The organism is Desulfobacter curvatus DSM 3379 (genome assembly GCF_000373985.1).
Taxonomy (GTDB): Bacteria; Desulfobacterota; Desulfobacteria; order Desulfobacterales; family Desulfobacteraceae; genus Desulfobacter; species Desulfobacter curvatus.
Genome location: NZ_KB892911.1, coordinates 1 through 11,014, shown reverse-complemented (window position 1 = coordinate 11,014; position 11,014 = coordinate 1). Strand labels below are relative to the sequence as shown.

The following is an 11,014-nucleotide window of genomic DNA, read 5'->3' as shown; positions in this document are numbered from 1 at the left end:
AAAGTCTTTATTTTTCATGATTTCCTCCTTCTTGGAGTATATCCAAAAGATAGAAATCATTTATTGAGTTTCAACATTTAAAGGGAACATAGCCTATTTTTTAATAACAAATCATAGCGTTCTTCTTTATTTGTGTCATTAATACAACGTCTGTCGCCCACAGCAAAACATCGTCTATCATCAACATCACCATTAGTATATAAGCCTCCCATGGCTTTTGGGACATCATTATGCCCGACACCCAGAATGTTTCCATTTTGATCAACTATGGCTGCACCAACCTGTCGGCTGAGACAAAATGAAGAATTAGAGGCTGAATAGGCAATATGCATATTTCTCTCATGGAAAGTCGGCTGATTACTGTCACTGCCAAAAAGCAAATCAATGAGCCTTTGTCCGTCTTCTTTTAGGTCTTCACGATTAGTGTTGTTAACAATGTAATAATCCGCTTTGGATGATAATTTTTGCACCTGCTGTCCAAAGGCTTTAACCGTTGGGTCGAATATTTTTTCTTCTTGATCAATTTGATCCCTTTGTTCAAATTCAACTCTATCATTTTTATCCCATGATTTATAATCGATTAACCTTCGCCATCGCCCTTCCTTATCGGCATGTACGAAAACAAAATAGAATTCCTGTCCATATGTTTTTCTGAGTAGTTCTAATTCGTATTTGTTTTTAAGGCTATCAACGATAAAAACTATTGTATTAATATTTTGGTCTTGTTTTTCTTCAAACTTAAGCCCGCTGTGATAAATTTCTGTAGAAATAATTTTCCCAATACTCTCAGGATCTTTTCTCCTCATTTTTGTACCAGCTTCTTGCAAGCCTTGTCTTCTTTGAGGCTGACTATCTTTGTTTACAGATAGAGCCTCATTGACTATTAGATGGTAATATCGTTCTATTAAATCCGCTACATGTATTCTAATTGCGCAACAACCAGGCCAATTATTGACGATTTTTTCAAGATCATCCGCAAGGGAGCTACACCCAGCGCCATGCGGTCCTGATAGAGCAATAATTAAATTTAGATACTTCTTCATGTTTATATCCTTATTTTATTAAAGGATGTGGATAGCAGTCTAAATAAGATATGTTTGTTCATATGAAGATTATTCATATTTCGTAAGCGCTGGATAAATTTTCTTTAAGTTTAGACTCAGCTTATTTGAAGATTAACCATTCCTGACAACGAAAGGCAAGAATAAATTTAATATAAAATTGATTTGGCTCTACAGGCATTCAACTGGTGTTTGTTTAGTTCGACTCCCAAGTATGGAATTAAACTAAAGATGGGACGAGGATGGGGTTGTCACAATTTTTTCCCGCATCTTTCCCGCATACACAGGAAAAATAGTCTATATTGCGCCACTTTGCGGGATATACTTTTTTGATTGAAAATCACTGGAAGCCCTGATATATAGTGTTTACGTTGAAAAGCCGGCGTAACTCAGTTGGTAGAGTATCTCACTCGTAATGAGAAAGCCCGCGGTTCGAATCCGCGCGCCGGCTCCAATAAAACCAAGGCTATCAGGCGTTTTTTGCATTTTGCTGAAAACGCTTTTTTCTTTATTGCTCTGTTTTTTGATAAAAATCGGGCGTAAAATGCACCCCATTTTATTTATTGAACATAGACGAAGCACAAAAAGAAAACAGCGCCGGAAAGCGCTGTCTCTAATATCGCAGATATGAGTTTTATTCTTCCTGTTACGCTTTGTTCACCTGAGTGCGCAAGGAATTAATCCCACTGACTATTGCTTAATTCCATCGGTTTTGCTGTGTGGGGGGGGGGACTCGTTACACCAAAGGAATTTTATGCTCCTCTGGTCATTTTTAATAAATCGGATAAAAATGGTTTAAATCAACCGTCCACATTGGCAGATAATCGCTACTGCCAAAACCTTTGTTAAGCCATAATCCGGGGAAACCGTTATCTGTAGGTTTGCTTAATCTGATAAAACATTTGCAGATATACAGCCAACCGTCTTTACCGATCAGCGGAAAACCTTTTGATGTTTTGATTTGTTCCCAGTCTGGCAGAATAAGTTTATAAAGAGCAATCAAGGCTTCTTCCGTGTTTTTGGTCTGTTTAAAGATATGGTCAACTTGCTCTTTTGTTATTTCCATGACACCTCCATCTCACTGATATTAAAGATTAGATCTTTTGTGTCAACGAAAACGCCGACGTATAGTTTGCCAATCCAGCCATGAAAATTTATATTTTCTCCGGGTCTGATTCGGACCTTTTTGTATTCATTTTGTCTGCATTTTCCTTTTTCATAAGAAAGTCTGTGTAATCTACACAGATCTTTCAACTTTCGTTGTGGGCTGAACCACGGTGAAAACCAGGTCAGCCCATGGCTGTTATATGAAACACCCGCTTCCAACGGGCACAACTCAACTGATTACATCGGCTTTAGGTAATCTTCCTGCCGAACCTTGCAAGACCCAGAAGACAAAGTCCTAAGCCTATCATAGAAACAAAATTAAAACTTGTCCGGGTATAAGAAGAAATGATATCTGCAAATGCGAACGAGGATGTAAGGATACAGGCTGTTACAATAATAAAACAAAGTGCTGTTTTCAACTTTAACCTCCCGGCTTAAATCTTAAATTTATTATTCTTACTAATTGTTCTATATGCAATATACATACCATTATCAAAATCTCTTTATATACAGGATGTTATGATTTTATATAGGTGAGGGAGGGAGTGGTATTCGATAATTAATTATCCAATTATTAGATAAAAAAAGTAATAACATATTGACAACTATGCCAGTCATTAAATGTAGCGGCTCGGAATTAAAAACCCCTTGAAAAGCATCTTTTCAAGGGGTTTTACGCTTAAGAGTGCAAAAGGAGTCGGATCAGGAGAACTCGCCGTGCAGATATTCTTTAGTCAGTTCTTCCTGGGGATTTTCAAACAATTCCTTGGTAGGGCCCATTTCAACAAGGTAGCCGGTACGGCCTCCCTTGGAGATGTCCACGGAAAAAAAGGCTGTCTGGTCCGCCACACGGACAGCCTGTTGCATATTGTGGGTTACGATGGCAACGGTAAACTGTTTTTTCAGCTCCACCATCAGTTCTTCGATCTGGCGGGTGGCAATGGGATCAAGTGCGGAACAGGGTTCGTCCATAAGAAGAACCCGGGGTTCTGTGGCAATGGCCCTTGCAATGCACAAGCGCTGCTGCTGGCCGCCGGAAAGGGACAGGCCGTTGTTTTTAAGCTTGTCCTTAACCTCTTTCCACAGGGCTGCGCCTCGAAGCGCCTTTTCTACCTTTTCGTGCATGTTGCCTTTATACCGGTTCAAGCGCAGGCCAAAGGCCACATTGTCAAAGATGGACATTGAAAACGGGTTGGGTTGCTGGAACACCATGCCGATATTCCGGCGAACCGACACAGGGTCGATATTGCCGGCATAGATATTGATCCCGTGGAAATGGACATCACCTACAAACCGGAATCCCCGAATCAGATCATTCATGCGGTTGATACTTTTAAGCACCGTACTTTTACCGCAACCGGACGGCCCGATAAAACCGGTGATCTGGTTTCTTTTTATGGGTACATGACTGTCCCGGACGGCAAGGAAATCACCGTAAAAAATCTGCTCGGCTTTACAATCCAATGCAACATCCGCAGGCAGGTCGATTTCATAGGGTTCATTTGCATCAATTTCTTTTAATGCTTCCATGGATGTTTATACTCCTTTTATAAGAAAGTCTGTGTAAGCAACACAGATCTTACAGCTTTATTTAATTGTAGGCTGATTCTGGGTGTTGATGGACCAAATCAGCCCAAGGCTGTTATTCATGATCTAAAATTACAGTTTGGTTTTCCCCCCAATGGCACGGCTGACAACGTTAAGGACAAATACCAGTACAACAAGGATCAGCGATGCAGCCCAAGCCAGTTCAATGAGATTTTCATAGGGGCTGGATGACCAGTTGTAGATCAGAACGGCCAGTGATGCCGTGGGATCGTTGGGGGAAAGCCAGCTTTCGGAAAAAAGGGCCGTAAACAGCAATGGTGCCGTTTCTCCCGCAGCCCTGGCCACGGCAAGGACAACACCTGTGATGATGCCCGGCATGGCAACGGGCAAAATAACCTTGACCAGGCTTTGGGCAGGGGTGCATCCCATGCCGTAGGCGGCTTCACGCATGGGGTTAGGCACCATTTTAATGGCTTCTTCGGCTGTGAGCATGACGGTGGGGATCATCAGCAGGGAAAGGGCTACGCCCCCGGCCCAGGATGAATAATGGCCCATGACAAGGACAACAATAGCGTAGGCAAAAACACCGGCAATAATAGACGGCAGACCGGTCATGGTTTTTGCGCAGAATCTGGCTATTTCGGAAATTTTGCTGTGGGGGTCAAATTCTGCCAGATAAACCGCTGCCAGGATGCCGAATGGGATGCTGATCAAACCGGCAATGCCCACCATAAACGCGGTCCCCAGGATGGCATTCCCGAAACCACCGACACCCGGGGCGTCAAATGCGCCCGGGGGCAAGGAATAAAACAGTTCAAAGGTCAGTCGCTTACCGCCACGGTACACCAGCATGAGAAGCACTGAAAATAAAGGAATACAGGCTGTGACGGCACAGACAATGGTAATGGCGCTTAAAACAATTGACTTAAGCGCTCTTGGCTCCATGGGCTGACGTTCCAGTTGGGGTAATTGAAGATTGGTATCGTTCATCTTTCACCTCCTCCAGGTGTTGCCTTGGCAACAATGAGAGCACCGGCAACATTAACGACCAGGGTAATCAGCAAAAGCACACAAGCCGCATACATCAATGCGCTGGTTTCAAGCCCGACATTTGCTTCCGGAAAGGTGTTGGCCAGAAGGGCTGCGATGGTGTCGGCCGGAGAGAAAACTGACAGCGTAATTGTGGACATACTGCCCACAAGCATGGCAAGAGCCATGGTTTCACCAAGTGCCCGGCCAAAACCAAGTACAAGGGCACCGAAAATACCACCGGATGCTGTGGGCAGCATAACCCACAAAATGGCTTCCCAACGGGTGGTGCCCATGCCAAAGGCGGCTTCCTTGGTTTTATGAGGTATGGCTTTGAAAGCGTCCTGGGAGATAGCTGCAACTGTGGGCAGGATCATAATGGACAGAACCAGTGCTGCCGGAAAAAGGCCTAGACCCGAAAGCCGGGTGGAAAAAAAAGGAATCCAACCCAGGTACTCGTACAAAAAATTGGCAAACGGCCGAATCAGGGGTATCAGAACATAAATGCCCCAAAGCCCGTAAACAACACTTGGAATGGCAGCAAGCAGCTCAATAATATTTTTTAATACAAATTCAACTTTATATGGAAGAAAATCCTGGGTAATGAATATGGCAATGGTGATTCCGAAAAACCCACCAAGAATAAGAGCAAGAAATGAACTATAAAGTGTACCCCAGATTTGGGGGAGAATGCCGTACACATTTTCGCTTGAATCCCAGGTAGATGTGAACAGGAATTTAATACCCAGGTCTGGGAAGGCGGGCAATGCTTTCCCTCCGATTTTATAGACGATGAACGCCAGAAGGAAAATGGTTGCCCAGGTAAAAGCCCGGGTTAAGAATTTAAATGATTTGTCAAAAAAAATGTCGCCTGGGGTGGGCGGTTTGGATAATGTCCTGCCACCGACATTACCCAAAATTTCATTGTCGGCCATTTTTTTACGTCTCCGGATAAGAAACAAGGGCACTCCCATTTTACATGAAAGCGCCCCTGATCAAGAAAGAGGATTGTTTTACTGAATGTTCTTAGAAGCGGCTCTAACTTTTTCTACAACACTTTCAGGAAGGGGAATATAACCGGCTTTGTCGGCAATTTTTTGACCCTCATCCAGGCAGTATTCAACCATGCTGCGAAGTGCTGTGGCCAATTCTGCGCTTTTGTTCTTTTTGTAGAACAGCATCCAGGTAAAGGTTGCAATGGGATAGGATGCATCACCTTCAGGATCATTGATGAACACGATCATATTTTCGGGCAGAACAGCGTTGGCAAGTGCGGCAGCGCCACCTTCGGGGCCGGGGCATACAAATTTACCGGCTTTATTTTCCAGACATGCCGTGGGCAGGTTGCTCAGCTTGGCAAAACCGTATTCGGTGTAACCGATGGCGCCTGGGGTCTGGCGGATGGCGGAGGCTACACCATCGTTCTTTTTACCTTTTACCATGTTGCTGGCGGGCCACTGAACCATTTTGCCCTGGCCTACAGAAGATTTAAAATCAGAAGAGATGGCGCTTAAATGACCGGTAAAGCCAAAGGTTGTACCGGATTTGTCAGAACGGACAACCACGGTGATGGGTGTGTCAGGCAGCTTGGCACCGGGGTTGGCAGCAACGATCTTGGCGTCATTCCATTTGGTGATTTTGCCCAGAAAAATTTCGGGGTATACGTCCCGGGGCAGCTTGAGGCCTTCAATGCCGGGCAGGTTGTAGGCAATAACAATCTCACCTGCGGTCATGGGCAGCAGCTGAACGCCCTCAGGTACCTGATCAATTTCGCTCTGCTTCATGGCTGCGTCACTGGCACCGAAATCAACCGTGTGAGCAATGAAGTTTTTGATGCCGGAACCTGAACCGATGGACTGGTAGTCCACTTTGATTGCGCCATTGGTCTGTTTGGCGAGATCTTTGAACCATTCACTGTAAATGGGCGCGGGAAAGCTGGCACCGGCGCCGGTGATTTTCATTTCACTTGCTGTCGCGGTCCCAGCAATCATGAAAGATGCTGCAACAGCAGCGGATAAAGCAACATTAATTAAAGACTTAAGTTTCATTTGTTTCTCCTATTGTTAACATTTCAAACTATTCTTTTAAGTTAAGAATCAACACGATCAGTATTAGTACCTTTGAAATGTTATGATTTTGTTAAGATTTGATGAGGGGCTTGTAAGTCAGCACTAAAGAAAGAGTAAAGTCGCTTTAGGCCTGGCTTTCAAAAATTGGGAGGGGGAGGCAGGAGTCAGGACGGCCGGATCAGTAATTCCGGGTTGGCTTGGGCTTCAAGGAATTTTGCAAAATTTTTTTTAATTTTCGGGAGTTTATATAATTTCCCCATCAGATCCTTTTTTGTGGCTTTGGCAAGACTTGAAGGGTCAAAATACGCTTTGGCATTATCCACGGTCAAAACAAAAGGGGGCTTGCCGCCACGGACAAGAATACTGCTCATCAAAAGTGCGCCGGTCCGGTGGTTGCCTTCAAAAAAGAGCTGGGGTTGGCTGACGTGGAGAATATATATGCCGGCGGCGCGTTTCCAGGATGTCACATGCTTATGACCCTTTGCCCAGGAACGCAGATCCTTGATGCAGAATTCCTTTTGACTGTAAAACCGCTCGCTCGTGGCCAGAATATGCTGCTGGAAATCCTTTCTTTTTTTTAAGTCTTCTCCGCACAGGACAATGTGATTGAGTTCAAGAAAATGGTGCAGCCCACTCTGCTCCACCATGCTTAAATCCTGATCAAGCAGGCTATTGATGTAACGGTAGCCGGCAAGCATGTTTTCGACAATTTCATCCCGCATGGGTTCCCGGCGCATATCCAGGCGGTCATTAATCTGTTCAAAATTTTTCTGGACCGTCCTGAGATAATATTCCACTGCCTCAAGATTAATCCTGAATTTAGCAGGCATTCTTTCACCAAGTTGTAATGGTCAACAGATAGGGGCAGACAGATGTATTTTGTTTTGCTTGCTCTGAAAGCCGTAAGTCAGGCATACATTAGAGCAGGCATTCAGTCTTTGTCAAGGCGCAGATTCAATTCTTAACGACGCTTATCAGGCCCCTAATAATAGGGGAAAAGGCCCGGAGAAAAAGTTTCAAAATCACAAATTTTTTCTTCCAATTTGGAATCAAGGCCGGGTTGTGCCTGATTGGAATACGGTTCTTTTAGGCCCAGAAATTTTGCGGCGAATGCAGAAATTTGCGGACCGGTAATTTGAATACCCGGGTGCCGGTCGTCCTTTTCAATGATGAGCTGCCGATCTTTATTCAGCTGAATCGGTTTATGTGGGTAACGCATTGATGGCGTAGCGCGCAAGGATGTGGCATGGTATTTAACCGTCAGGGTCAAACAAGAAAGATCCCGGCTCTTGGGCCACAGGCTTCGGGGGATAGTGATGCCGTCTTTTCCGGCAGTCCAGTCTGTTCCTTTTTTGCCTTTTGTTTCAATATGTTTTGAGATATTTTTGACCGTACCGGCCTCTCCTGAAAGAGTCATGGTTCGGATAAACCCGGTGGACGTAATATCCTCCCACCCATTTTTGATAAGATCTGCATTTCGTTTTCTTGCCGCAGCTTTCTGGAACTGGTGGCGATAGGTGAATGCACAGTAATTGATGGGCAGGTCTATGTCATTATCCAGACTGTGTAAAATAAGTTCCAGAGCCGTAAGCTCGGTTTCAAGTACCGCCACCCCGGGACCATGCAAAAAGGTGTAGCCCCGCCGGATCAATTTTGGCAGATTGAAATGGGTACACCGAATTTGATGTAGGTTGAGAAAATTGACCCCAAGGTCGACAAGTTTTCTGAGAAGCGGTTTGGTTTTCTCTATATCCTCGGGGATTGCCGGGATTTCCACCGTTACAATAGGGATGATTCCCACGGCCTTTTTCAGGTTGTCCAGGGCATAGTCCACCGCTGACAAATCAAAACGGATTTCATTAAGACCGTAGTCTCTGAGGAGTTTCAGCCGCTCGGTGGTGATAAGGGTGCCGTTGGTATACATCCAGATGTGGGAAATATCAGGTGCCTCTCGGCCAAGGATATCTAAAAAACGGGTAATTCGGTCAAAGCTGATCATGGGCTCTCCCCCACTGAACGCCACGCCCCGGATACCAAATTTTTTGACATAGTCTGCATAATCCTTTGGGCGTTCAAATTCAATTGAGCTTGTCATCGGCGGACCCTGGTCTTTTTGTTCAGATGGGCAGTAAAAGCATCGGGCATTGCAGATGCCGTTTATGAACAGGCATGACCAGGTCCCTTGTCCGCACAGAGTACAGCCCGGGGAGAGGGCTCGGGTATATAGTTTGGTTCCGGCGAATTCCCACTTAGCCTGGTTATGGGTGGATATCTGATCAAGCAGTTCCCGTCGCATGGTTTCAGCAGCACTGGATGCCCCGGGGGAGAGCCAGTGCATGGTGTGGTAAAGATCCGGGAATGCTTTGCGGGTTTGGCGGATTTGGACGGCTATGTCCATAGGGTTTCACCTTTGCTGTACTTAAAGCCTCGGAATAAATAAGGCATCACTTTTCCATACCTATTTATCCATATCCGCGTTGCACCAAGCTGCATGTATGCCGATACGCCACCTTTGGCGCACCTTGAATACGAACAAAAAATCGATGCAAATCCTTCGGGAATTATTTCTTCCGAGTGCCTTACATTAAAAAAAACAAAAGGAATCTGCAGGATGGATGCCACAAGGCAAATTACTTTTAACTATTTGATTTTAATCATATTTATAAATTATACGTCAAGAAAGCTTGAGGGTTGGGGGAAGATGAAAGAGAATAAAAAGAAATAATAATTCCTATTTATAATTTTTTAGGAATTCATAGCTCTCTGCCATTAAGATTCCGGACCCGGAAACACCATTTTATCCGCAAGCCACGCCTATTTTTGGAACGTATTAAAAAGGAATTATAGAATCCGATTTTCGGTATCTGTACGGGCAACCCGAATCTCGGAACGACCTGTTATCAAAATCGGGTGGCCTTAAAAAAGACAAAAAAATAACCTTTCACATAAAAGGCTCTCAAAATAAAAAAACTGCTTTTGTTGCGGATCGTCCAAAAGGCTATTTTAGTGGTCGGGGCGAGAGGATTCGAACCTCCGACATCCTGCTCCCAAAGCCGTTGTTATTGCAGTAAAAGCCCCTAAAAGCCTTTGTTTCAAGACGTCTATTCCTATATTCTTTCTTTTTTTGTCTGCTTTTGGATAAAACCTGCAACCAAAACCGCAACCATTTTAAACCTGCATTTTTCATTTCACTTATATTTACGAGGAAGCCTTGGCCAGGGCAGACACAAGATATGGCCCTGAATAATTTTATGAAAATAAGTTCAATCATACCATAAGTGCTTGGTTAACTGTGTGGCGAGTTGGAAAAAAATTGATACCTCTTCAGATAATGTTAATGATTTCACCATGTGGTACTGTTTAAAGGCCACAAATACGTTTGAGCTCTTGGAGAAAATCAAATATAATTAGGAGAGAGCATTATGCCGAACAAGATAACTCCAACGAACGAGGTAAACCGCGCCGCTGATTTGCGGCGTTAGATGTGCAAGGAGTAAAATTCACAATATGGCAATAAGCACAAATTCAATTATTCATTACACTCGCTATTTTAAAATTCTTAAATCTATCCTTAGTGAAGGGTTCAAGGTTCAATATTGTGTTGAAGAACTTGCACTAAAAGGAACCAAGTCGAACGCTGCTCATCCGATGGTTTCTTTCTGTGATATACCTTTGTCTAATTCACAACAGCACTTCTCCGCTTATGGTAAATTTGGAATTGGACTTAGCAAAGAATGGGCTAAAAAAAATGGTATAAATCCCGTTATTTACATTGATGAAAAATCCCTTTTTTCACAGTGTATTAGCAATTTAATTAAAGAAAGAAGAGATAAGAAAAATACAAATTTAACCAAAGAGCAGCGTACTGAGATTCTACGTATAAAGAGCTATGCCAAAAATCACAGTGGTATATTGACACGTAATGGAAAAAAGAAGGCTATGTTCCCTTTAAATGTTGAAACTCAATAAATGATTTCTATCTTTTGGATATACTCCAAGAAGGAGGAAATCATGAAAAATAAAGACTTTTCACAATTATTGCTTAAAATCACCGAAATGGATCATCGTCAACGAAGTAGCTTGCTGAATGCCCTTACATATCTCTCCGATGATAGTCAGGTTGTCGAATGTATTGAATCACATTTTGACGCAGACGGCAAATGTCCCTTCTGTAATTTTGCCCATTATTATAGACATGGA

General features: G+C 43.7%; 9 protein-coding genes, 1 tRNA gene and 1 pseudogene. 3 read left to right on the top strand and 8 right to left on the bottom strand.

Annotated elements, in window-relative coordinates; translation table 11 throughout:
• Positions 1-77: 77 nt before the first annotated feature.
• Positions 78-1,043: an AAA family ATPase gene (locus tag B147_RS0102535; protein WP_020585685.1), complete on the bottom strand. Its 966-nt coding sequence runs from the start codon at positions 1,041-1,043 to the stop codon at positions 78-80.
• Between the two features lie 396 nt (positions 1,044-1,439).
• Here B147_RS0102535 and B147_RS0102530 point away from each other — a divergent pair.
• Positions 1,440-1,515 (top strand) — tRNA-Thr (locus B147_RS0102530).
• Positions 1,516-1,833: 318 nt separating this feature from the next.
• Here B147_RS0102530 and B147_RS0102525 read toward each other — a convergent pair.
• From B147_RS0102525 to B147_RS0102490, 7 genes are all read right to left on the bottom strand, one after another.
• The gene (locus B147_RS0102525; protein WP_020585684.1) at positions 1,834-2,127 is read right to left on the bottom strand and encodes a hypothetical protein; all 294 of its coding nucleotides are present in this window, start codon (positions 2,125-2,127) and stop codon (positions 1,834-1,836) included.
• Positions 2,128-2,870: 743 nt separating this feature from the next.
• A complete protein-coding gene (gene pstB / locus B147_RS0102515) occupies positions 2,871-3,698 on the bottom strand; it encodes a phosphate ABC transporter ATP-binding protein PstB (RefSeq protein WP_020585682.1) in 828 nt (275 codons plus the stop codon).
• Between the two features lie 129 nt (positions 3,699-3,827).
• A complete protein-coding gene (gene pstA, locus B147_RS0102510) occupies positions 3,828-4,706 on the bottom strand; it encodes a phosphate ABC transporter permease PstA (protein WP_020585681.1) in 879 nt (292 codons plus the stop codon).
• Positions 4,703-5,680 carry a phosphate ABC transporter permease subunit PstC gene (gene pstC / locus B147_RS0102505; RefSeq protein WP_033396756.1) on the bottom strand — a complete coding sequence of 326 codons (978 nt, stop codon included), beginning with the start codon at positions 5,678-5,680 and terminating at the stop codon, positions 4,703-4,705. The genes pstA and pstC overlap by 4 nt, the downstream gene beginning before the upstream one ends.
• A gap of 78 nt (positions 5,681-5,758) precedes the next feature.
• Entirely contained in the window at positions 5,759-6,793 is a 1,035-nt protein-coding gene (pstS, locus tag B147_RS0102500) for a phosphate ABC transporter substrate-binding protein PstS (protein WP_020585679.1), read from the bottom strand.
• Between the two features lie 185 nt (positions 6,794-6,978).
• The gene (locus B147_RS0102495) at positions 6,979-7,644 is read right to left on the bottom strand and encodes a hypothetical protein (protein ID WP_020585678.1); all 666 of its coding nucleotides are present in this window, start codon (positions 7,642-7,644) and stop codon (positions 6,979-6,981) included.
• A 152-nt stretch (positions 7,645-7,796) separates the two neighbouring features.
• Positions 7,797-9,212 (bottom strand): radical SAM protein, encoded by a 1,416-nt coding sequence (locus B147_RS0102490; protein WP_020585677.1) that lies wholly within the window; start codon positions 9,210-9,212, stop codon positions 7,797-7,799.
• Between the two features lie 1,109 nt (positions 9,213-10,321).
• On the opposite strand from B147_RS0102490, the gene B147_RS29915 reads away from it, so the two are divergent.
• Together B147_RS29915 and B147_RS27165 are read left to right on the top strand one after the other, a co-directional pair.
• Positions 10,322-10,783, top strand: a complete 462-nt coding sequence (locus B147_RS29915; RefSeq protein ID WP_020585675.1) for an abortive infection system antitoxin AbiGi family protein — start codon at positions 10,322-10,324, stop codon at positions 10,781-10,783.
• 42 nt (positions 10,784-10,825) lie between these two features.
• Positions 10,826-11,014 (top strand): annotated as a pseudogene (locus B147_RS27165) (hypothetical protein); the annotation flags it as partial.

Coding starts and splice junctions, on each gene's coding strand:
- pstS (WP_020585679.1), bottom strand. CDS start 6,793: ATGAAACTTAAGTCTTTAATTAATGTTGCTTTATCCGCTGCTGTTGCA.
- B147_RS0102525 (WP_020585684.1), bottom strand. CDS start 2,127: ATGGAAATAACAAAAGAGCAAGTTGACCATATCTTTAAACAGACCAAA.
- B147_RS0102495 (WP_020585678.1), bottom strand. CDS start 7,644: ATGCCTGCTAAATTCAGGATTAATCTTGAGGCAGTGGAATATTATCTC.
- pstB (WP_020585682.1), bottom strand. CDS start 3,698: ATGGAAGCATTAAAAGAAATTGATGCAAATGAACCCTATGAAATCGAC.
- B147_RS0102490 (WP_020585677.1), bottom strand. CDS start 9,212: ATGGACATAGCCGTCCAAATCCGCCAAACCCGCAAAGCATTCCCGGAT.
- pstA (WP_020585681.1), bottom strand. CDS start 4,706: ATGAACGATACCAATCTTCAATTACCCCAACTGGAACGTCAGCCCATG.
- pstC (WP_033396756.1), bottom strand. CDS start 5,680: ATGGCCGACAATGAAATTTTGGGTAATGTCGGTGGCAGGACATTATCC.
- B147_RS29915 (WP_020585675.1), top strand. CDS start 10,322: ATGGCAATAAGCACAAATTCAATTATTCATTACACTCGCTATTTTAAA.
- B147_RS0102535 (WP_020585685.1), bottom strand. CDS start 1,043: ATGAAGAAGTATCTAAATTTAATTATTGCTCTATCAGGACCGCATGGC.